General features: G+C 71.3%; 20 protein-coding genes. 6 read left to right on the plus strand and 14 right to left on the minus strand.

The window, feature by feature from the left end; genetic code table 11:
• Position 1: 1 nt before the first annotated feature.
• The gene (locus ACFSXZ_RS30910) at positions 2 to 844 is read right to left on the minus strand and encodes a TIGR03620 family F420-dependent LLM class oxidoreductase (protein WP_378268962.1); all 843 of its coding nucleotides are present in this window, start codon (positions 842 to 844) and stop codon (positions 2 to 4) included.
• Positions 845 to 955: 111 nt separating this feature from the next.
• On the opposite strand from ACFSXZ_RS30910, the gene ACFSXZ_RS30915 reads away from it, so the two are divergent.
• Positions 956 to 1,822: a LysR family transcriptional regulator gene (locus ACFSXZ_RS30915; RefSeq protein WP_378268964.1), complete on the plus strand. Its 867-nt coding sequence runs from the start codon at positions 956 to 958 to the stop codon at positions 1,820 to 1,822.
• Positions 1,823 to 1,835: 13 nt separating this feature from the next.
• On the opposite strand, the gene ACFSXZ_RS30920 is transcribed toward ACFSXZ_RS30915, so the two are convergent.
• Genes ACFSXZ_RS30920 through ACFSXZ_RS30945 form a run of 6 tightly spaced genes read right to left on the minus strand, consistent with a single transcriptional unit; the run spans position 1,836 to position 6,879 of the window.
• Positions 1,836 to 3,119 carry a cryptochrome/photolyase family protein gene (locus ACFSXZ_RS30920; RefSeq protein WP_378268965.1) on the minus strand — a complete coding sequence of 428 codons (1,284 nt, stop codon included), beginning with the start codon at positions 3,117 to 3,119 and terminating at the stop codon, positions 1,836 to 1,838.
• Positions 3,116 to 4,225, minus strand: a complete 1,110-nt coding sequence (locus ACFSXZ_RS30925) for a cytochrome P450 (RefSeq protein ID WP_378268966.1) — start codon at positions 4,223 to 4,225, stop codon at positions 3,116 to 3,118. The genes ACFSXZ_RS30920 and ACFSXZ_RS30925 overlap by 4 nt, the downstream gene beginning before the upstream one ends.
• Positions 4,222 to 5,280, minus strand: coding sequence for a glycosyltransferase (locus tag ACFSXZ_RS30930; protein WP_378268968.1), 1,059 nt, complete (start codon positions 5,278 to 5,280; stop codon positions 4,222 to 4,224). The genes ACFSXZ_RS30925 and ACFSXZ_RS30930 overlap by 4 nt, the downstream gene beginning before the upstream one ends.
• A gap of 14 nt (positions 5,281 to 5,294) precedes the next feature.
• Positions 5,295 to 5,684 (minus strand): lycopene cyclase domain-containing protein, encoded by a 390-nt coding sequence (locus ACFSXZ_RS30935; protein ID WP_378268970.1) that lies wholly within the window; start codon positions 5,682 to 5,684, stop codon positions 5,295 to 5,297.
• A complete protein-coding gene (locus tag ACFSXZ_RS30940; RefSeq protein ID WP_378268971.1) occupies positions 5,674 to 5,976 on the minus strand; it encodes a lycopene cyclase domain-containing protein in 303 nt (100 codons plus the stop codon). Before ACFSXZ_RS30940 ends, ACFSXZ_RS30935 begins: the two co-directional genes overlap by 11 nt.
• Positions 5,977 to 5,979: 3 nt before the next feature.
• Positions 5,980 to 6,879 carry a phytoene/squalene synthase family protein gene (locus ACFSXZ_RS30945; protein ID WP_378268972.1) on the minus strand — a complete coding sequence of 300 codons (900 nt, stop codon included), beginning with the start codon at positions 6,877 to 6,879 and terminating at the stop codon, positions 5,980 to 5,982.
• A gap of 80 nt (positions 6,880 to 6,959) precedes the next feature.
• On the opposite strand from ACFSXZ_RS30945, the gene crtI reads away from it, so the two are divergent.
• Together crtI and ACFSXZ_RS30955 are read left to right on the plus strand one after the other, a co-directional pair.
• Positions 6,960 to 8,441 carry a phytoene desaturase family protein gene (gene crtI / locus ACFSXZ_RS30950; protein ID WP_378268974.1) on the plus strand — a complete coding sequence of 494 codons (1,482 nt, stop codon included), beginning with the start codon at positions 6,960 to 6,962 and terminating at the stop codon, positions 8,439 to 8,441.
• A gap of 38 nt (positions 8,442 to 8,479) precedes the next feature.
• Positions 8,480 to 9,388 (plus strand): MerR family transcriptional regulator, encoded by a 909-nt coding sequence (locus tag ACFSXZ_RS30955; protein ID WP_378268976.1) that lies wholly within the window; start codon positions 8,480 to 8,482, stop codon positions 9,386 to 9,388.
• Here ACFSXZ_RS30955 and argS read toward each other — a convergent pair.
• Positions 9,356 to 11,116, minus strand: a complete 1,761-nt coding sequence (gene argS, locus ACFSXZ_RS30960; protein ID WP_449224295.1) for an arginine--tRNA ligase — start codon at positions 11,114 to 11,116, stop codon at positions 9,356 to 9,358. The two genes, ACFSXZ_RS30955 and argS, sit on opposite strands and share 33 nt — an antisense overlap.
• A gap of 324 nt (positions 11,117 to 11,440) precedes the next feature.
• Between argS and ACFSXZ_RS30965 the strand changes: the two genes are divergently transcribed.
• Together ACFSXZ_RS30965 and ACFSXZ_RS30970 are read left to right on the plus strand one after the other, a co-directional pair.
• A complete protein-coding gene (locus ACFSXZ_RS30965) occupies positions 11,441 to 11,815 on the plus strand; it encodes a chloride channel protein (protein ID WP_449224296.1) in 375 nt (124 codons plus the stop codon).
• Between the two features lie 15 nt (positions 11,816 to 11,830).
• Positions 11,831 to 12,313: a nitroreductase family deazaflavin-dependent oxidoreductase gene (locus tag ACFSXZ_RS30970; RefSeq protein ID WP_378268978.1), complete on the plus strand. Its 483-nt coding sequence runs from the start codon at positions 11,831 to 11,833 to the stop codon at positions 12,311 to 12,313.
• 15 nt (positions 12,314 to 12,328) lie between these two features.
• Here ACFSXZ_RS30970 and ACFSXZ_RS30975 read toward each other — a convergent pair whose 3' ends face one another.
• Positions 12,329 to 12,874, minus strand: coding sequence for a MarR family winged helix-turn-helix transcriptional regulator (locus ACFSXZ_RS30975; protein WP_378268979.1), 546 nt, complete (start codon positions 12,872 to 12,874; stop codon positions 12,329 to 12,331).
• A gap of 73 nt (positions 12,875 to 12,947) precedes the next feature.
• The gene (locus ACFSXZ_RS30980) at positions 12,948 to 13,406 is read right to left on the minus strand and encodes a DUF6292 family protein (protein ID WP_378268981.1); all 459 of its coding nucleotides are present in this window, start codon (positions 13,404 to 13,406) and stop codon (positions 12,948 to 12,950) included.
• Positions 13,407 to 13,677: 271 nt separating this feature from the next.
• Here ACFSXZ_RS30980 and ACFSXZ_RS30985 point away from each other — a divergent pair, with 271 nt between their 5' ends.
• Positions 13,678 to 14,637, plus strand: coding sequence for a sensor histidine kinase (locus ACFSXZ_RS30985; protein ID WP_378268983.1), 960 nt, complete (start codon positions 13,678 to 13,680; stop codon positions 14,635 to 14,637).
• 15 nt (positions 14,638 to 14,652) lie between these two features.
• Here the strand turns inward: ACFSXZ_RS30985 and ACFSXZ_RS30990 are convergent, their stop codons facing one another.
• The 4 genes from ACFSXZ_RS30990 to ACFSXZ_RS31005 form a co-directional block, all read right to left on the minus strand.
• A complete protein-coding gene (locus tag ACFSXZ_RS30990; protein WP_378268984.1) occupies positions 14,653 to 14,958 on the minus strand; it encodes a hypothetical protein in 306 nt (101 codons plus the stop codon).
• Between the two features lie 165 nt (positions 14,959 to 15,123).
• Complete coding sequence (locus ACFSXZ_RS30995; RefSeq protein WP_378268986.1) at positions 15,124 to 16,110, minus strand: hypothetical protein; 987 nt, start codon at positions 16,108 to 16,110, stop codon at positions 15,124 to 15,126.
• A gap of 2 nt (positions 16,111 to 16,112) precedes the next feature.
• Positions 16,113 to 16,778 (minus strand): LuxR C-terminal-related transcriptional regulator, encoded by a 666-nt coding sequence (locus tag ACFSXZ_RS31000; RefSeq protein WP_378268988.1) that lies wholly within the window; start codon positions 16,776 to 16,778, stop codon positions 16,113 to 16,115.
• A 266-nt stretch (positions 16,779 to 17,044) separates the two neighbouring features.
• The gene (locus ACFSXZ_RS31005; RefSeq protein WP_378268989.1) at positions 17,045 to 20,083 is read right to left on the minus strand and encodes an AAA family ATPase; all 3,039 of its coding nucleotides are present in this window, start codon (positions 20,081 to 20,083) and stop codon (positions 17,045 to 17,047) included.
• Positions 20,084 to 20,191: the final 108 nt, after the last annotated feature.

Raw genomic sequence — 20,191 nt, forward strand, 5'->3', positions numbered from 1 at the left:
GTCAGCGGGAAGCCCGGGCGTCGAGCAGAGCTCCGGCCACTCCGCGGAGAATCGCGATCGGGTCGTCACCGACCGGATACACGCCGACGTGATCGGCGCCCGCGTCCAGGTGAGCGAAAAGGCCGCTCGCCACGGTCGCGGGATCACCGTGCCGGACGAGCGCGTCGATGAGCCGGTCGCTGCCGGAATTCGCGAGATCGCGGTCGGTGAACCCGAGCCGGCGGAAATTGGCGGCGTAGTTGGTGACGTTCAGGGCCGTCCCGGGAGGGGCGGCCCGCGCGAACGCCCGGACACGTTCGGCATCGGTGTCCACCACCGCGAAGTGACCGGGCAGCAGCAACCTGTCCGGGCCCAGGATGGCCCTCGCCGACCGGGTGTGCTCGGGCGTGACCATGCAAGGGATGCTCCCGGCGGTGCGGTCTCGGGCCAGTCGCAGCATCTTCGGGCCGAGCGCGGCCAGCAGGATCCGCTCGGCGGGCACGCCTGCCGCGGTCAGTTTGTCCACATAGGACAGCAGCGTGTGGTACGGCGAGGCGTATTCGGCGTGCACCTCACGGTGACCGATCCCGACCCCGAGCAGGAACCGATCGGGGTGCCTGGCCACGATCCGGTGGTAGGAGGCGGCGACGATCTCCGCCGGGGCCGTCCACGCGTTCACCACGCTGGTGCCGACGACCATCCTTTCGGTGGCGTCGAGCAGTCGCTCCGCCTGCGCGAGGTCGGCCGGCGGCGAGGCGTCGAGCCACAGCGTGCCGTAGCCCGCCGCTTCCATCTCCGCGGCCCCGTCCGGGGTCACCTCGTGCCCGCGCAGGTGGGCACCGAACAAACCTGGGTCGATACTCATACGCAAAGTGCACCATCGTGCCCGGCGGGGAACCAGATCAAAGAATCACGCACAGCGATAACCTGATCTTATGACCGCCATGCCGCGGCAGGCCGAGGGACGAGGAGAAGCGTGGAACTGCGGGCATTACGCCACTTCGTCACCGTCGCCGAGGAACTGCATTTCGGCCGTGCCGCCGAGCGGCTGCACATCGCCCAGCCGGCGGTGAGCCAGCAGATCGCCCGGCTGGAGCGGGAACTGGGAGTCAGGCTGTTCGACCGCTCGCGTCGCCGGGTCCGGCTCACTCCGGAAGGGCGCCGGGTACTCGACGCGGCACGGGACGCGCTGTCGGCCGCCGAAGGGGTCCGGATCGCCGCAGACGCCCCCGCGAGCGTCATGCGCATCGGTACCTCCGCGGGATTCACCACGCGGTTGGAGCGGGGCATCGACTCGTTGCGCGAACAGGCCTCGCCCTTCGAGGTCGTGCTCGTCGATCTCCCGCTCACCGCACGCTTGGATGCCTTGAGGCGCGGCGAAATCGACCTGGCACTGGCTCGTGGCGTACTCGCGGCGCCTGGGCTGAAAGTGCTGCCTGCCTGGACGGAACCGCTGTTCGCGGTGGTGTCCAGGGACCACCCGGCCGCGGACCGCGCCGTCGTCGGCGTCGACGAACTGGCCGGCGGCTTCCTGCGCGTCCCATCGCCCGAGCAGGACCGGCCACTGCACGACGCGGTCACCGCCGCCCTCGCCTCGGCCGGGTTGGCCCCGAGGTTCGGCAGGCCGGCCGGAACGACGCGGGACACGGCCGTCGAGGTCGGCTTCGATCCGCACAGCTGGGCGGTCCTGCCCGCCGATCAGGTCGCCGAGATCAGCTCCCTCCGGGTGCGCGTGCTCCCGCTCAAGCCGGCGATGACGATCACGGGCAGCGTCATCGTTCCGACGGCCTTACCGCACCGGTGCGGCACGGCCCACGTGGCCGCGTTCCGCGACGCGGCGTGAGTTCCCCAGCCGGTCAGCGGCGGGCGGTGAGGAAACGCCGCCGCGCCTCCTCCAGGTCGACGATGGGCGCGGGGTAGCCGGGCGTGCGCGACCGCCACGGACGGTGGATGCCGGGAGCGGCGAGGCCGGCGAGTTCGGGGACGTAGCGGCGCACGTAGTCACCGTCAGGGTCGAAGCGCTCGGCCTGGCGCAACGGGTTGAGCACCCGGTTCGGCCGGGTGTCGGTGCCGGTGCCCGCGACCCACTGCCAGTTGAGGTTGTTGTTCGCGATGTCGGCGTCGAGCAGGTGGTCCAGGAAGTGCCGGGCGCCGGTTCGCCAGTCCAGGTACAGCGTCTTGGTGAGAAAGCTCGCGGTGATCATCCGGGCGCGGTTGTGCATCCAGCCTTCCGCGAGCAGTTGCCGCATGCCCGCGTCCACGATCGGGATGCCGGTCCGGCCCGCGCGCCAGGCGTCGAGCGCCTCCTCGTCGTCGCGCCACCGGTCGCCCCGTCCGCGATAGTCCCTATACGCCGCATCCGGACGAGCGGCGAGCACCTGGTGATGGAAGTCGCGCCACGCGAGCTGCCGCACGAACGCCTCGTCTCCGGCCCGCCGGGCCGCTTCGAGTGCCGAGACGCACCCGAAATGCAGGTAGGCCGACAACCGCGAGGTGCCTTCCTCCGCGAGCAGGTCGTGGCGCCGCGCGTAGTCGCGGACGGGGCCTGCCACCCAGTCGCCGAGCCGACGGCGTCCCGCGGTCTCACCGCCCGGAAAGCCACCGCCGGAAGCCTGGGGAAGGTCGCCGGCGTCGATGGCGGGCAACCGGATCGCCTCGGGCGGAGCCAGTGACCGTCGCCATGGCACCTCACGCCAGCGCCGGTAGTACGGCGTGAAGACGGAGAAATGGTCCTTTCCTTGCGGCGCAAGGAAACCCGGCGGCACGATGGTGTGCACGTCGTCGTGCGAGTGAAGCACGGCGCGGCCGAGTGCCGAGCGAAGCGCGGACTCGCGAGCCTGCGCGTAGCCCGACACGTCGGCGGCGATGTGCACCCGCTCGGCGCCCACTTCCTCGGCGACGCGGCGAATCTGGTCGACCGGGTCTCCCGAGCGCACCACCAGTGCTCCGCCCCGTTCCCGCAACGAACGGTCGAGGTCCGCCAGTGACTCGGCGAGGAACCGTGCCCGCCCGTCCGGCACGGAGATCTTCTCGTCCACCACGAACAGGGGCACGACCTTCCCGGCCCGCGCGGCCGCGGCGAGCATCGGGTTGTCGTGCACGCGCAGGTCCCGGGTGAACACCGCCACGGCGGCACTCATCGGTACTCCATCCACAATGGACCTTCGGGCCGCAGGGTGATTCCGGTGCGCGCGGCCGGGTTTCCGCTCACCCGCGTCAGCGACGGCACGCGGAAGGCCGACAGCGCCGTGTGCAGCATCAGCCGCGCGAGATGGGTGCCGAGGCAGGTGCGCCTGCCCGCCGCGAACGGCAGGTAGCCCCAGGCAGGACGGGGCCTGCCCGGCCGGAACCGGTCAGGGTCCGGCCACAGGTCCGGCTCCCGGTGGGTGAGGTACGGCGAATAGATCACCAGCGTCCCGGCGGGGATCGGGACCCCCGTGACCATGGTGTCATGGGCGGCGACCCGGCTGCCGAGCCAGCCCGCCGGGTAGAGGCGGAGAACCTCGTCGATGAACGGCTCGACGCCGGTCCAGGCGGGCCATTCCGCGATCCCGGCGAGGTGCCACAGCGCCCACGCCAAGGTGTGCGCGGTGGTGTCGTAACCGGCCGCGAGGGCGATCCGCAACTCCTCGACCAAGCCGTCGGTGCCGGCCAGCGCGGCGGGCAGGCTCCCCTCGGGAACATTGGTCACCACGCGGGCGATGGCGCCCTCGATCCGGCGGAACAGCAGGGGCCTCGGCACCAGCGCGCGAGGCCCGGGCTGGTCCAGGGGCGCAAGGAAGGCCGCGAGAAGGCGGTCGGGCAACCGGCCGGCGAACAGCACGGTGTTGAGCATGCGGCGGACCGTGCGGCCGGCCCAGGCAAGCGCCTCGAAACGCCCCTGTGGCAGTTCGGTCTGCTCCCGGAGCGTGTCCGCGGCGGCGGCCAGCGCCCGGGAGGCGAAGTGCGGGTTGAGCTCCCGGCGCCGCTCGTCGTGCCGTGGCACGTCGGCGTGGACGACGCCTCCGGCCAGGTATGGCGTCAGCCCGGACAGGCTTCCGTCACTGCGGAACGTTTCCAGATCACCGAGGACCGCGCGGTTCCACTCGGGCCGGTAACCGACGAGCGCCCGGCGCCACAGCCGCAGTTCGAACACACTGCCTTCGCGCGCGCCTTCGGTCAGCAGATCGAGCGGATCTTTCCCCCACCGCCCGAGGTGCCCGAACACGGGGTGGGCGACAGGACGGGGCAGGGTCTCCGTGGTCATGGGTAGCGACGTCCTTTCCATCGGGCGGTACGACGTAGCGCCACCGCATAGACGGGTAGCGCGGCCACCGCGGCCAGCGGCGCGAGCGCCGCCTCGGGGTATCCGTGCCGCCCGGTCTTCGCGTTGGTCAGCGCCCGTCCGCCGAGCCCGAGGACGGCGGCCCACCGCCAGGCCCGGCGCCCTCCGCTCAACCAGGCGGGCCAGGGCAGGGTGTGGGCCACGACCTGCCAGACGGCGACGGCGATCAGCCAGGACCGGCGTCCGGCGTGCAGGCTCTTGCCGAAACCCCGCACCGCGTCGCGGTACCCGCCGTACATCCGCGCGGTGATCAGGTTCCCGCCGAGGGCGAGGCCGAGCTTGAGCCCGTGGGCGCGGGCGCGCCGCGCGAGCACGACATCTTCGACGAGTGCCCCGGCGACGGCGGCGTGACCACCCATCCGGTCGTAGGCCGCCCGGCGGAACGCCAGCAGTTGCCCGTTCGCCGTGGCGGCGGCCGGGACGGGGGCGTCGAGCAGGGGGTGTGGCAGGAAACCGAGCAGGACCTCGTCGATCGCGGGCACGAGGAGCCGTTCGCCGAAGGTCATGGTGAGCTGACGGGGAAAGACCGAGAACACCTCGGCCCGTTGGTGCTGGATTTCGTGCCACACGGCCGAAAGCGCACCGGGCGAGAGCGTCACGTCGGCGTCACAGAACAGCAGGAGTTCACCGGTCGCTTCCGAGGCGAGCCGGTGACACGCCCAGTTCTTGCCGACCCATCCGGGCGGGGGCGGTGTTCCGGTGACCAGGCGCAGCCGGGCGTCGCGGGCGGCATGGGCGGCCACCACTTCGGCCGTCCCGTCGCGCGAGCCGTCGTCGAGGACCAGGATCTCGTCCGCCGGCTGGGCCAGCAGACCCGGCAAGGTCCGGCGAAGACGGTCGGCCTCGTCGCGGGCGGGCACGAGGATCGAGGTGCGGACGCCGCCGGTCCGAACCGGACGCAGTGTCGGGAAGGCGACCAGGTTGACGAGCAGTCCGGCCGTCTTCACCAGGTGGAAAACGAGTACCGCCCCGCTCACCGTCTTCGTGGCGGTCAGTGAGTCCCCCGGTGCCGAAGGCGCCGAGCAGCCGGGCCACCCGGAACCGGCGCAGGCTGTCCTGGTCCATCAGCACCGACAGCTCTCTCACGAAAGAACTCCCACAGCAGCAGGGTCAGAGTCACCAACGCGAAGCCGAAGCCGAAGTCCTCCACCGGGATGTTCCACGGCGCCCGTAACCCGGACGTGGCAGAAGCGCTGTAGGAGACGATCGGCGCGGCACTCTTGGTAAGCCAGCCGTCGACCGGAACCTGGAACGCCAGCACGATCGCCAGCGCCGCCCAGTAACGGCCGCGGGCGAACAGGCCGGTGCGCAGGAGCGCCAGTTCCAGCAGGACGACGGCGGCGGGCACGGCCAGCGCGGCGATGGTGTACTCACCGGGCATCGCGTGGCCCCAACGCCTCGTAGGTCAGCAGCGCGCACACCGGCACCACGAGGAAGAACAGCCACTCCTCCACCGGCAGTCCCAGAACCGGCGCACGCAAGGTGAAACGCGCCGAAAACCACCAGTCACCGCGAACCGTGGCGATCTCGTCCCAGACGGCGAACACCGCGACCACCGGCAGGAGCGTGGCGGCGAGCCGCGCCGGCCTGCGGTACACCCGCGCGAACCGTTCCAGGGGCAGGGTGATCGCCACACAGGCGAACAGCAAACCCAGGTACTGCAGGGAATCCACGGTTCACCTCCCGGCCGGGACGGGGGTGCCCGGGCGGGTGAACACACAGCGAGCCGCCATACCGAGCCGCTGCCACCGTGGCACCGCGGCCCGCCCGGCGAAAACATCGTAACCCGCCGCCTCGACCTCGCGCAGGATTCCACTGTAGAGGTGGAAGGCGGTCCGGACGCAGGTCTGCGATCCGGGCGGGAGCATCGGGATGCCCGGCGCGGCAAGGGAATAATGAGACCAGGCCCGGCCGACCTCGAACTCGATCAGCGCGCGGATCGCCGGAGAAGCCTTGCCCGCGCCGGCCGCCTCGGCGAGGTCCTCGTCGGTCACGCCGAACCGGGCGAGGTCGGACTGCGGCAGGTAGACCCGTCCGCGGGCGAGGTCTTCGGCGACGTCCCGGATGAAGTTGGTCAGCTGGAAGGCGAGCCCGAGTTGCCGGGCGGGCGCGCGGGCCGCCACGGGATCGTCCGGTTGCAGGATCGGCAGCATCATGGTGCCGATCGCCGCGGCCGAACCCTCCATATAGGACAGCAGGTCGGAGTAGGCGGCATAACGCGTGACGGTGAGGTCCATCGCCATGGAGTCCAGGAAGACTTCGAAGTCGCCGAGCCGGATGCCGAACACGGCGATCGTGTGCAGCACCGCCGGGAGCAACGGGTCGTCCACGCGCTCGCCGTGCAGGCCAGCCCGGAATCGTTCCGCCCACGAGCGCAGCCGCCGCTCCCGCTCGGCCTCCGGCAGTTCCTCCATGCCGTCGACGATGTCGTCGGCGTAGCGCGTGAACCCGTACAGCGCGTGCACATGACGACGTTTCCAGGCCGGCAGCAAGCGGGTGGCCAGGTAGTAGGTGCGGCCGTGCCGCTGATGCAGCCGGCGGCAACGGTCGTAGGCGAGGGTGAGTTCGTCCTCCACCTTCGCACCATAAATCGACGCACCAAACGACGCAACTTGCTGTTACACTGAGCACTGTATCCACGGGAAGAGAGGTCACCATGCGAACGGTGAGCGGGCCCACCGACCACGTCATCGTGGTCGGCGCCGGTCTCGGCGGGCTGTCCTGCGCGCTGCACCTGGCCGGCACGGGGCGGCGGGTGACCGTGCTCGAGCGGGAGGCGACGCCGGGCGGCCGCGCGGGCAGGATGACCCGCTCCGAGTACAGCTTCGATACCGGCCCGACCGTGCTGACCATGCCGGAACTGGTCGAAGAGGCGTTGGGCGCGGTAGGGGAACGGCTCGCCGACTGGGTGGACCTCGTCCCGCTCGACCCCGCCTACCGTGCGTGGTTCCCCGACGGGTCGAGCCTGGACGTGGTCGCCGACCCGATCCGCATGGCGGAGGAGGTTTCGCGCGCCTGCGGCCCTCGCGAGGCCGACGGCTACCTGCGGTACGTCGAATACGTGCGCAAGCTCTGGCGGGTCCAGCGGGCCGACTTCATCGAACGCAACCTGGACAGCCCGCGCCAGCTGCTCAACGCGAACCTGCTGCGGCTGGTGGCGATGGGCGGGTTCGGACGGTTGCAGCCCCGGGTCGACCGCTACCTGCGCGACCCGCGCACCCGGCGGATCTTCTCCTTCCAGGCCATGTACGCCGGGCTGGCGCCGCACCGGGCACTCGCGCTCTACGCGGTGATCTCCTACCTCGACACCGTGGCCGGCGTGTGGTTTCCGCGCGGCGGGATGCACGCCGTGCCGCAGGCGATGGCCGGCGCGGCGGAGAAGCACGGCGTCGACATCCGGTACGGGACCACCGTCGAACGGGTCGAGGTCCGGCACGGCCGCGCGGCCGGCGTGCACACGGACGGCGGCGAGTACCTGCCGGCCGACGTGCTCGTGCTCAACCCCGACCTGCCGGTGGCCTACCGCGACCTGCTGCCCGGCGAAGTTCCCCGGCGCGTCCGGCGCCTGCGGCACTCGCCGTCGTGTTTCGTCCTGCACGTCGGCTCCCGGACCGGCTACGACCACATCGCCCACCACAACATCCACTTCGGCCGGGCGTGGCGGCGCAGCTTCGACGAGGTGATCACGCAGGGCCGGCTGATGTCCGACCCGTCGCTCCTGCTCACGAACCCCACCCGCACCGACCCCGCGATGGCGCCGGCCGGCGGTCACGTCTACTACCTGCTCGCGCCCGTGCCGAACCTGGCGCATCGCGGTCTCCGGTGGCGGTCCGGCCTGGCCGAGCGCTACGCGGACGAACTCACCGGCGTGCTCCGGCAGCGGGGCTATCCCGGCTTCGGCGCGGCCGACGAGGTGCGCGAGATCGTCACCCCCGAGGACTGGCTCGACGCGGGGATGGCCGCGGGGACCCCGTTCGCGGCCGCGCACACCTTCGCCCAGACCGGTCCGCTGCGTCCGGCGACGCTCCATCCGGGACTGTCCAATGTGGTCTTCACGGGTTCCGGGACCCAGCCCGGGGTGGGGATTCCGATGGTCCTGATCTCGGGCAGACTCGCCGCGGCCAGGATCACCGGTTAGCCCATCAGTCGCCAACCCAGAGCACGAGGACAACGGCGATGCCGAACGAACTGCTGACTGTGGGCGACGCCGCCCGGCGCATCGGCGTCGCGGTGACGACCCTGCGCACCTGGCACCAGCGCTACGGCCTGGGGCCGAGCCATCATCGCGCCGGGCGGCACCGCCGCTACACGCCGGACGACCTCGCCCGGCTCGACATCATGCGGCGTCTCACCGCACAGGGCGTGCCCGCGGCGAGCGCGGCGCGTGTCGTGCTGGGCGGTCCTCCCCCGTCCGAGGACATCCGCGACGGCGGCGGTCACGCCATTCCGCTGGGGCGCGCGGTCACCGAGGCACGCGGTCTCGCCCGGTCCGCCGTGCGTCTCGACCACGCCGCCATGCGCGATTCGCTCGGACGGGCCGTCCAAACCTACGGCGTACTGTCCACATGGGACTCCTTGGTCCGGCCGGTGCTGCACGGCGTCGGCGAGCGCTATGCCCGTACCCATCGCATGATCGAGATCGAGCACTTGTTGTCCCGTTGCGTGTCCGAAGTCCTCGCGACCGTCCCACGGCCCTCTGGCCCCGCCACGGTGCTGCTGGCCTGCGCCGACGAGGAACAGCACACGCTGCCCCTGGAAGCGCTTTCCGCCGCACTCGCCGAACTCGGAGTTCCGAGCCGTCTGCTCGGCGCCCGAGTGCCGCTGGAGGCACTTCTCGCCGCCGTCCGCCGCACCGGACCAGGGATCGTGGTGCTGTGGTCGCATGCCGCCTCCACCGCCGATCCCGCCCTGCTGACGGAACTGCTGAACCACCGTCCCGCCCCGGCCGTCGTCGCCGCAGCGGGGCCCGGCTGGCACGCCGCCGGACTCCCGGCGGCCGTCCACACGCCCGGCAGCCTCAGCGACGCGATCGACCTCGTCATCCCTGGGGCCTTACATCCGTTCGGGGGCGCTGATGCCGAGTAGGCCGAGCCCGTTCGCGAGGGTGCGCGCGGTGAGCCGGCACAGCGCCAGGCGGTTGCCGCGGACCGGCTCCTCCGCTTTCAGGACGGGGCAGGCTTCGTAGAAGGTGGTGAAATCGCGGGCGAGGGCATAGAGATAACCGCAGAGGCGATGTGGTTCGAGCGTTTCACCGACCTCGGCGAGAGTGGTGCCGTAGGCGTCGAGTTCGAGCGCGAGCGCGCGCTCGGCCGTTTCGAGGGGGATGGTGGGGTCGACGGTCGCTTCGGGGTCGCCGGCCTTGCGGAGGATCGAGCGGATGCGCGTGTGCGCGTATTGGAGATAGACCCCGGTGTTGCCGGTGAAGGACACCATCCGGTCGGTGTCGAAGGTGTAGTCCTTGACCCTCGACGTCGACAGGTCGGCATACTTGACCGCGCCGATCCCGGCCTGTTCGGCGATGCGGTCGAGGTCCGCCTCGTCGAGTTCGGGGTCCTTTTCCGCGACGACGGCACGCGCACGCGCTACCGCTTCGTCGAGGAGGTCGCTCAGGCGTACCGTGCCGCCGGCACGGGTCTTGAAGGGGCGGCCGTCGGGGCCGAGCACGGTGCCGTAACTGACGTGGGTCGCTTCGGCGGCGTCGGTGAGCCAGCCCATGCGGCGGGCGGCCTCGAAGATCAGCCGGAAGTGCAGCGACTGGCGGTAGTCGGTGACGTAGAGGAGCCGGTCGGCCTTGAGGTCGTGCAGACGGTGGCGGATGGTGGCCAGGTCGGTGGTGTCGTAGCCGTAGCCGCCGTCGGTCTTGCGCACCATGAGCGGCACCGGATTGCCGTCCGGTCCGGTGACCTCTTCGGAGAAGATCACCAGCGCGCCGTCGCTTTCCACGGCGACCCCGGCGGCGACGAGTTCGGCGAGCACGTCGGCGAGCATCGGGTTGTAGAACGACTCGCCCACCGAGTCGCCGGGGACGAGCAGCACGCCGAGCCGGTCGTAGAGGGCCCGGAACACCTTCTCGGATTCGGCGACGATCTCCCTCCACCGCGCCAAGGTGCCCGCCTCGCCCGACTGCAGGGCGACCACCCGTTGCCGGGCTCGATCGGCGAACTCCGGATCGGTGTCGAACTTCCCGCGCGCCGCCCGGTAGAGCTCGTCGAGGACGGACACCGCCGAGTCGGTTCCGGAAAGCTCGTCCTGGTGCCAGGCCGCGCCGGGATGCTCTTCGAGGTACTGGATCAGCATGCCGAACTGGGTGCCCCAGTCCCCGAGATGGTTCTGACGGATCACCTCGCCGCCGAGGAAACCCAGCACCCGGGCGAGGCTGTCCCCGATGATCGTGGTGCGCAGGTGCCCGACGTGCATCTCCTTGGCGACGTTGGGGCTGGAGTAGTCGACGACGATGCGCCGCCCCCGCTCCGGAACGCCGACTCCCAGCCGCGGATCGGCCAGCCGCGCCGCGACCTGTGCCCATACCGCGTCCGCGGCCGCGGTGATGTTGAGGAAACCCGGCCCGGACAACTCGACCGAGGAGATCAGGCTCTCGCCGCCGAGCGCGGCGCTCAGTTCACCCGCGAGGTCGGCGGGCCTGGCGCGGGCGCGTTTGGACAGCGCCAGCGCGGCATTGGACTGGAAGTCGGCGTGCTCCGATCGGCGCACCAGGGGATCCGCTCCCGCCAGTTCGGGCCGGGCGCGTCCGATGGCTCCGGACACGGCACCGGCGATCCGGCCGAGCAGTGACGGCACCCCTGGGTTACTCACGCGGTCCTCCCTCTTCGCCCGGCCATTGTCCCAGGCACGGACACCGCGTCACGTCCGGGTACGGAGTGTGCTCGAATCCGGTCCCGAACGGTTCGAGCACCCACACCCATTCGTGCTGATTGCAAGTGTTGCATACTGCAATTGTGGCCGCCCGAACCGAAACCCGTCCGATCCTTCTCTCCGCACATCAGCCGGCGGGCCGGTGGCTCCGGCAGAATTCCAGTGGTCTGCTGGTCCTGGCCGTCGCGATCGGGGTGGGTGCCGGTGGTGGAGCCGTCGCGTTCCGCGCGCTGATCACCGGTTTCACGCGCCTGTTGTCCGGCCATGCCGACTACTCGGCGGCGGGCGGTGAGGCCCATCCGTGGTTTCCCGCGCTGGGGCCGTTCTTCGTGCTGCTCACTCCGGGTGCCGGCCGGTCTCGTCTACGGCCCGCTGGTCCACCGCTTCGCGCCCGAAGCGAGCGGCCACGGCGTGCCCGAGGTGATGTACGCGGTGGCCGAGCGTGGTGGCCGCATTCCGGCGCAGGTGACGGTGGTCAAGGCGCTGGCGTCGGCGCTGTGCGTCGGCTCCGGCGGGTCCGTCGGGCGGGAAGGGCCGATCGTGCAGATCGGGTCGGCGCTCGGCTCGACACTCGGCCGGCTGGCACGGATGCCGGAAAACCGGCTGCGGACGCTGGTCGCCCGCGTGAAACAGCGCTGAGAGAACAGGACTGAAATGCCGCTCACCGACCGGTTGCCCACTGGCGCGCTCCGCGTCTTCCTGCGCGCCCCGATCGTCGTCTACCGCGCCGGGCTCGGTGGCGTGTTCGGGCATCGGCTGCTCTATCTGGCTCATCAGGGCAGGAAGACGGGCAGACGCCGCGAAGCCGTCCTCGAAGTGGTCGGTTACGACTCCGCGATCCCGGAGGTGTTCGTCGTGGCGGGTTGGGGCGAGCTGAGCGACTGGTATCGCAACATCACCGCGGCGCCCGCGCTGGAGGTGCGGCTGGGCGGGCAACGCTGGCCTCACCCGCGCCACCGGTTACCCACGGTGGAGGAGAAGGTCCTGATCCTGAAGGCCTACCGGGACCGGCATCCGCGCGCCTGGCGGCGGGTGGCGCCGATGATGGGCCTTCCGGCCGACCCGGAATCGGCCGCGGCAAGGGAACACCTCCGCCGGATTCCCGCAGTGGCCTTCAGCCCCGCGAAAGAGTCCTGAACGCGGTCCGCGCGCTCAGAGCCAGAGCGCGTCGGTGCGCTCGCCGACCGGCAGTTCGCCGCCGGCCTCGGTGAACGCGTTCAGCGCCCGGACCAGGCCGCGACGCGCGGTGACCGGCATGTGGGAGACGATACGGGTGATCTCGCCGCGTCGCCGCCGGGTGACCGCCTCCACCACGGCGGCCCCCTCCTCGGTCAGAGTGACCACGAGTTCACGGCGTGAGGCGGGGTTGGCCTCCCGGCTGACCAGCCCGGCCCCGACGAGCCGGTCGACCATGCGGGTCGCCGTGGACGGGTTGACCGCCAGATGCTCGGCCAGGGTGGTCAGCTTGAGCGGCCCCTGGGTGTCCAGCACCACCAGGAGCCGGAACTGCGGGATCGTGATCGACTCGTCGACCGCGGCGATCGACCGCGCGGACACGGCGACCAGCAGCCGCGAAGCGGTCAGGACGGCGTCGGTCATCGCGTCGACGTCGCTGGGCGCGGGCTTGTCGGCCGTCCGCGTCGCGGACTGGCCCGTTTCCTTCGCGGAGGTCGCGTGTGCTGGACGACGGGGAGGCACACCACTGTTCTACTCCCCTCCCGCGGTCGGGCGTCCCGGGGCCGGTGGGCAGGCGTCCGGGTTCGCCGCGCGCCTACAACGCGATGCTGTCGCGGCTCGCCGGGAATCCGGACTCCGGAAGATCTTGACCGGCGAAGCGGCCGAGTCGCCGCTCCACGGTTTCTTCGAGGTCCGCCACGGGAAACTCGGGCGCACGGGTCACGCCGTCGTGGTCGAGAGCCGCTTCGACGAACGACGCCACCGCGTGGGGCTGGGGAAAGCGCTCCTCGTCCCCGAAGTAGGCGATCACTTCGAGCGGCCTTCGTGGCGTGGACTCCAGGGCCACGGACCATCCTCTTCGCCCGGACCAGACCAGCATCAGGTCACGGCCGGGATAGCGGACGCACCGCCGCGCCAGGGGAAGGTAGACCGCGGCGGTGTCGCTGACTTCGGCAAGGACCGCGTCGCGGGGAAGATCCAGTTCGTCCGCGACCGCACCGGCGTATCCCGCGAGGGCCCGTTCCGCGATGGTGCGTCGCTCGGGTTTCGTCATGCCGGGCTCCCTTCCTGACGAGGACTATTGCACTATGCAAAATTATACCGGAGCCGAGACGTCGCTCACTGGGAGCCGGACTGCCCGGGTGCTTCGGTCTCGGGACATGAATCGTTCATGCGGTGAAAGTTTCGGGCTCTGCCGCTCGGAGGGCCGCCACACCGGGCTTGCGCACGTCGATGGTGCCGGACGGGCTACGGCCCTTCTCTCCGGCAGCCGGAAAGGGAAATCGCGGAGCCAGGAAACCCAGTGATGGCGCTAAATTCCCGGCGTGAACGCACGGGAAAGACGAACGGTCGAAGCGATCACCGCTCACCTTGCCCACGCCCGCCAGGTCCCGGGCCCGGGAGAACTGGCCCGGGTGGTCGGCACGGCGAGCGGGGCGAGCGGATGCGCGCTGACCGTCGCCGGGGTGCGGCACCAATGGGGCGACGGCGCGGGGCCGTGGCTGGAGCACCCCGTCCGCTACGACGGCGAAGACCAGGGGGTGCTCGCCGTCTCCCCCGATTCCGCGGGACCGCTGACGGCCGTCGCGGCGGTGCTCGGCGCGCCCGTGGCGATCGCGCGCCTGGAGGCTGAAACCGGCAGGCTGCGTGACACGGGCGACGCGGCGGCGCGCGCACTCGCCGAAGACCGGTGGCGCGCCGCGGTCGAGATGGAGGCCGAACGCCGGGGGCTCGAGCGCGACCTGCACGACGGCGCGCAACACCATCTCGTCGCGCTGCGCATGGCGATCTCGGTCGCCGAGCACGCCGGAGGCGAAACCGACGGCCCCGAAAGCCCACTGCCCGCTTTGCTGACCAGGCTGGACAACGCCGAACGGGTACTGGTCGACACCGCCTCCGGGGTGCTTCCGGTCGCGCTGGCCGCCGAAGGTCTCGCCGGGGCGCTCGACGCCGAACTCGCCGGGGACGGCGATGTCCTGCTCGACATCGACGGCCTGCGGCGGCGGTACCCGCCACCGGTCGAGTCGGCCGTGTACTTCTCCTGTCTGGAGGCGGTGAACAACGCGCACAAGCACGCCCCGGGCGCCGACGTCACGGTCATCGCGCGGGACAGCCACGGCGGTCTCGAATTCGCCGTGGCCGACACCGGCCCCGGCTTCACCGCCCCAGTGCGGAATTCGGGGCTGCACAACCTTTCCACGCGCGTGGCCGCCGTCGGCGGGAGGATCGAGATCAGCTCCGTCCCGGGCCGTGGCACGGCGGTCCGGGGCTTCGTCCCGCACTGAAACCCCCGGGTCCGGTCAGTCGTTCCGGCCCGGCTGTTCCGCCGCGCGGGCCACCAGTTCCCGCACGAGCCCGACGACTTCCGCGGGGGCGGACTCCATGGCGTTCTCCCCGACCGTCACCTCGAAGGCGCACCGGGACGGGTCCGGTGACGAACGGACTCGCAGGAACAGCTGTGTTCCGTGCTCGGCGATCATCCGATCGGCCGTCTGTTCCACCGCGGCCTTTCCCGCGGGCACGTGGACGTGGAACAGCGGGGTCTGGGGCGGGTCCGGGACCACGCGCACGGTTCCGTCGGCGTTGAGCGCGGCGGCGATCGCCACCGCGTGATCGCGGAAGGATGCGGGTTTCGAGCCACGTCACGGGTTCCTCGGGTGCGGTGTCCGGGCCGACCAGGCCCGCCCATTGGCGAAGCAGGTCGTGTGGCTTGCGGCGGGTGGGACCGTGCAGGCTGAGCGAGCGCCGGATGACGGGAGAGTTCACGGACTTCAGTGTGCCAGCGGCCAGGCGGGGGTCGCGGCCGTTTCGGGCCGGTCCGCGAAACGGAGGGCGACCACGGCCCAGCCCCGCCGGACCACACACTCCATCGTGCCGCCCAGAGCCTCGAGGCGTTCGGCGTCGTGGGTGAGCGCGGAACGCAACTCGACCTGAGACAGGCGGCCGGCGGGGGCGGTGACGCGGACCCGCGTGGCGCCATCACGGCCGAAGTCCACCACGACGGGAACCTTCCCCACGGTGTCTCGCGTGCCCGCCAGCAGGGTCAGGGAGGCCGCCACGGCGTGGTACAGACCGGACTCGGCCGGCCAGCTCGACCGGCCGGGATCGCCCCGGAAACGCACCGGCCGGGGCAGCGTCGCCGCCAGTTCTTCCAACGCCTCCCGTGGGCCCCGGTCGGGAAGCATCGCCGGGTACACCCCGCGGACGACGGTGCGGAAGGACTCCAGCAGATCGTCCAGCGCGTCACGAGCCCGCGCCAGCTCGGCATCGCGTAACCGCCGTCTGACGCCGTCCAGGTCGCGCAGGGTCGTCGCGGTGATCGACCGGACGAGCCTGCGCCGCTCGATGTCGCGCACCTGCGCCAGCTTCTCCCGCGCGGTGGTCACCTCGGCCCGCAGCGCGTGGACGCGGGCGCGGGCACGGTCGCGGTCGTCCCGCGCCGTCCCCAGCCGGGCCGCCACCCCGAGCCAGCCCGCCGTTTCCCGCAACGCTTCCCGCTCGGCGGCGCCCCAGCGCCGGGGCGCGGCGAGAAGGACCAGACCATTTCCGCCCACCGGTTCCCGTGCCACCACATCGTCCGGGATTCGTTGCGTGCCAACACTTTCGGGCCAGGCCGCGACCACGGCGAGCCCGGTGGGCTCTCGCACGCAGTAGGCGACGCGGCCGCCGGCCGTGTGGGCCATGTTCCGCACGAGCGCCGGGACCAGCCGTTCGGGCGGCACGCTCGCCGCGAGCAGGTGAGGTCTTTCGCCGGGCATGGCTACCAGTCGATCCGCATCGCCCGGAGATAGGCGAGCACGGCCAGGACGCGGCGATGGTGCAGGGTCTGGTCGCTGGGCAGGCCCAGCTTCGCGAAGATCGACGCGATGTGCTTTTCCACCACCTTGCCGGAGACGAACAGTTCCCTGGCGATCCCGTTGTTGGCGCGGCCTTCGGCCATCAGGCGCAACACGTCGAGTTCGCGCTCGGTCAGTGAAGCGAGCGGGCTGTCCGGGCGGCCTGCCGGGACATCGACGAGGCGTTTGGCGAGCACCGGCTCGATCACGATCTCCCCCGCCACGATGCGGTCCAGGGTGTCGGCGAGCACCCGGACGCCGCCGATGCGCTCCTTGAGGCGGTAACCACTGCGTTCGGCGCCGATTTCCAGCACACGCATGAGATAGTGCGTCTCGGCGTACTGCGACAACATGAGCAGGCCGGTCTCGGGGAACTTGGCGCGAATGCGTTCCGCGGTGACCAGCCCCCCGTCGGGTTCCGGCGGCATGCGAATGTCCAGGATGGCGACGTCGACCTGCTCGGCGGCGACGATCGCGAGCAGCGTGTCACCGTCGCCGACGCGGCCGACCACCTCGTGCCCGGCCGCCTCGAGCAGCATCACCAGTCCTTCCCGGAACAGGGCGCCGTCCTCGGCGATGGCTACCCGCATCGCGCGTCCGCCCGCCGTCCGAGCCGTCCTGATCGTCGCGCGCCGGGCACCGACGAGGGCCGTCTGTGGTCTGTCACGGGCACAGCCTCGCCGCCCGGGTGAGATCCCGACAAGTGGTGAAGATTCCGCGCGGTCAGCGGAAAGATTCCTACCTGCGGAAATGGTCAGGCCCGTTCGGCTATGACCATGATTACGTTCACGCTCGTGCACTCGACGCCGCCGTGGCTACCCCGATGGACCAAACCTCCGATGGGCCGGATCTGTTCTCATCCGGCACCTGGCGCGGCCGGAATGTCCTGTGGCAGCAACACACACAGATCGTCCAGGGTCGGATCGGTCAGGCCCCGCGTCCTCCGCGCGTGCCGGGCGATGGCCGCGTCGAGGATCTGGCGCGCGTAACGGCCGTTGCCGAACCCGTCACCTCTCGGCACCGCGGCGAAATGCGCCCGCAACGCGGCCACGGCGGGCCCGGAGCACTCGTAGCCCGCGCTGTTCGCGTGCTGCGTGACGATGGTGACCAGCTCGTCGGCGCTGTAGTCGGCGAAGGTGACCCGGTGGGAGAACCGGGACGACAATCCCGGGTTGGCGGCCAGGAATCCGTCCATCTCCCGCTGGTATCCCGCCGCGATCACGACCACCTCGTCCCGGTGGTCCTCCATCAGCTTCACCAGCGTGTCGATCGCCTCCCTGCCGAAGTCGTGACCGGCCCCGCCCTGGCCGGACGACAGCGTGTACGCCTCGTCGATGAACAGCACGCCACCCCGCGCCCGGTCGAAGGACTCGGTGGTGCGCTTGGCGGTGTGGCCGACGTATTCGCCGACCAGGTCCGCGCGGCTGACCTCGGTGACCTGGCCCTGCGCCAGGACTCCCATCGCGGCCAGCAGCGAGCCGTAGAGCCGGGCGACGGTGGTCTTGCCGGTGCCCGGGGGGCCGGCGAAGATCAGGTGCCTGCTCAGCGAGGGCACCGGCAGCCCGGCCGCCTGCCGCTGCCGTGACGAGGCCAGCAGGTCGACCATCGCCGCGACCTCGGACTTGACCTCGGCCAGCCCGACGAGCCCGCGCAGGGTGTCGAGCAACTGGTCCACCCGTTCGGAATCCACCCGCCCGGCACCCGCGCCGACCGCCGAGCCGGGCAGCGGGCCGAGGTCCTCGGGCAGCAGCCGGGTGAGCGAAACCTGGGTCGCGGAGTCGTCCTCCGCCAGCCGGTAGGCCTGGCGCCCCACCATTTCCTCGAACACCTTGCGCGCGGTGCGGCCGTTGCCGAACACGCCGTCGCGCGGGAGGTTGGTGAAATAGGCGTGCAACGCCGAACGGGTCTCGAATTCCAGCCGGTAGTCGTGGGTCCGGCAAAGGCCTTCGACAATGGTGACCAGTTCCGCCGAGGAATAGTCGGCGAATTCGATGGTGCGCGAAAACCGGGACGACAGGCCCGGGTTGGCGGCGAGGAACTGGCGCATGTCGTGGGTGTAGCCCGCGACGATGACCACCACGTCGTCCCGGTGGTCCTCCATCAGTTTGACCAGGGTGTCGATGGCCTCACGACCGAAGTCCGGGCCGCTGCCGCCGGTGGTGGCGGCCAGCGTGTAGGCCTCGTCGATGAACAGCACACCACCGAGGGCCTCCTCGAACTTCTCGGTGGTCTTGAGCGCGGTACCGCCGACCACCGAGGCGACCAGGTCGGGCCGCGCCACCTCGATCAACTGGCCGCGTTTGAGCACGCCGAGCGCGGCGAGGATGCGCCCGTAGAGCCGCGCCACCGTGGTCTTGCCGGTGCCGGGGGAACCGGTGAACACGAGATGGCGGGACAGCGGTGGTGACGGCAGTCCGGCCGCGGCGCGGCGCTCGGCCATCTGGTGCAGCCGCACCAGGGTCTCCACTTCACGCTTGACCCCGTCCAGTCCGACCAGGTCACCCAGTTCGGTCAGCAGGTCGTCCAGTTCGGCCTTGCCGGAACGGCCGCGTGGTGGAGCGGCGCGGCCACCTCGGTCGTCCATTGTGGACTCCGGAGCGCCGGGCCGGACCGGTTCGGGGAGTGAGTCGACGGAGAGTCGGGTGTCGCGCCCGCCGTTCTGCTCCACCCGGCAGTCCTGGATGTCGACCACCTGATCACTGAGCACCCTCACCCCGTCGCGCAGGTTGTCACGGACGGTGCACCCGCTCATCCCGCCGGAGGACTGCTCGTGCCATTCCGCGCCGATCGCGCACTCGCGTACCTCACCGCCGTCGACCTCCAGGCGCGCCTGGCCCCGCACGCTCAGCCCGGCGCCGGCCGTCCCGGTAATCCGGGAGTCGGTCACCCGCACCCTCGCCTGGCCGGTGAGGACCACCCCGGCGGCGGTCCCGCCGGTGATCTCGCACCCGGAAATCCGGACCTCCGCGGCGGCGTCGGCGAACACCGCGTCATGCCCGGTGCCGGTGAACACGCACTCGGAGAGGTCCGCGGTGGAGGAGTCGAGGACCTGCACCGCGTGGCCCGCGGCGTTTTCCACCACGACCCGCTCCAGTTCCACGGCGGCCTGCTGCACCACCACGATCGCCTGCGCGGTGGTCCGCTTGATCCGGCAGTCCCGCAGGACCGGCCGGGACCCGCTCGCCGCGAGCACCGCGACACCGTCCACATCGGACAGTTCGGTGGCGGTGACGACGAACTGGCTCCGCTCCTCGGCGACGATGGCGGTGCCGGTGACCGCTTCGACCCGGCATCGCTCCAGCGAGCCCTGGCCGCCGTCGGCCGCGAGCACCCCGCCCGCGACCTCCGAGAGCACACAGTCCACCAGTTTCGGCGCGCCACCGGTGCGGGTCACGACGGCGGTGCTCGCGACCGAGGTGATCCGGCAGCCTCGCACGTCGGCGCGGGCCCCGTCGTAGACCAGCAGTCCCGCACCACCGGGGTTGCGGATTTCGCAGTCCCTGGCCCGGAATTCGGTGCCACCGCGCGCCACGAACGCCACGCCCGAATCGGCGGCGAGCACGCATTCGTCGAACTCCAGCGCCCCGCTGCGCAGATCCACGGCCACTTCACCGTCGCTGTGCACGAGTTCGACACCCGAAACCGCGGCGTGCTCGACGTTCATGCGCAGCACCGGGTCTCCGGAGGCCTCGATGCGCACCTGGCCCGGAGCCCCGGAACCGGACAGGGTGACCTCACGGTCCAGCACGATGGGCTCCGGGTACACGCCGGGCCGGATCGAGATCACGTCACCGTCCTTGGCGGCGGCGATGGCGTCGGTGATCGTGCGGAAACAGTCCGGCTCGGCCGGGGAGACCCCGAGCATCGACCGGGCGCTGGTCATCCGGCTCGCCACGGCGGCCCCTCCTCCCTCGAGGGCACCCGCCCGACGGTGCCCGCGCCGACCCTGTCACCCACGCTGTTCTCCTCTCCTTCACGACACGGGTGCCGTGGCCGGGAGAGT

Origin of the sequence: Amycolatopsis pigmentata (genome assembly GCF_042684065.1) — a bacterium.
Classification (GTDB): domain Bacteria; phylum Actinomycetota; class Actinomycetes; order Mycobacteriales; family Pseudonocardiaceae; genus Amycolatopsis_E; species Amycolatopsis_E pigmentata.

Bases quoted from the DNA above. Each gene is read 5' to 3' on its own strand.
- ACFSXZ_RS30910 (WP_378268962.1), bottom strand. From the start codon at position 844: ATGAGTATCGACCCAGGTTTGTTCGGTGCCCACCTGCGCGGGCACGAG.
- ACFSXZ_RS31000 (WP_378268988.1), bottom strand. From the start codon at position 16,778: ATGCGGGTAGCCATCGCCGAGGACGGCGCCCTGTTCCGGGAAGGACTG.
- ACFSXZ_RS30980 (WP_378268981.1), bottom strand. From the start codon at position 13,406: ATGACGAAACCCGAGCGACGCACCATCGCGGAACGGGCCCTCGCGGGA.
- ACFSXZ_RS30920 (WP_378268965.1), bottom strand. From the start codon at position 3,119: ATGAGTGCCGCCGTGGCGGTGTTCACCCGGGACCTGCGCGTGCACGAC.
- ACFSXZ_RS30925 (WP_378268966.1), bottom strand. From the start codon at position 4,225: ATGACCACGGAGACCCTGCCCCGTCCTGTCGCCCACCCCGTGTTCGGG.
- ACFSXZ_RS30965 (WP_449224296.1), top strand. From the start codon at position 11,441: ATGCCGACTACTCGGCGGCGGGCGGTGAGGCCCATCCGTGGTTTCCCG.
- ACFSXZ_RS30995 (WP_378268986.1), bottom strand. From the start codon at position 16,110: ATGCCCGGCGAAAGACCTCACCTGCTCGCGGCGAGCGTGCCGCCCGAA.
- ACFSXZ_RS30970 (WP_378268978.1), top strand. From the start codon at position 11,831: ATGCCGCTCACCGACCGGTTGCCCACTGGCGCGCTCCGCGTCTTCCTG.
- ACFSXZ_RS30935 (WP_378268970.1), bottom strand. From the start codon at position 5,684: ATGCCCGGTGAGTACACCATCGCCGCGCTGGCCGTGCCCGCCGCCGTC.
- ACFSXZ_RS30955 (WP_378268976.1), top strand. From the start codon at position 8,480: ATGCCGAACGAACTGCTGACTGTGGGCGACGCCGCCCGGCGCATCGGC.
- crtI (WP_378268974.1), top strand. From the start codon at position 6,960: ATGCGAACGGTGAGCGGGCCCACCGACCACGTCATCGTGGTCGGCGCC.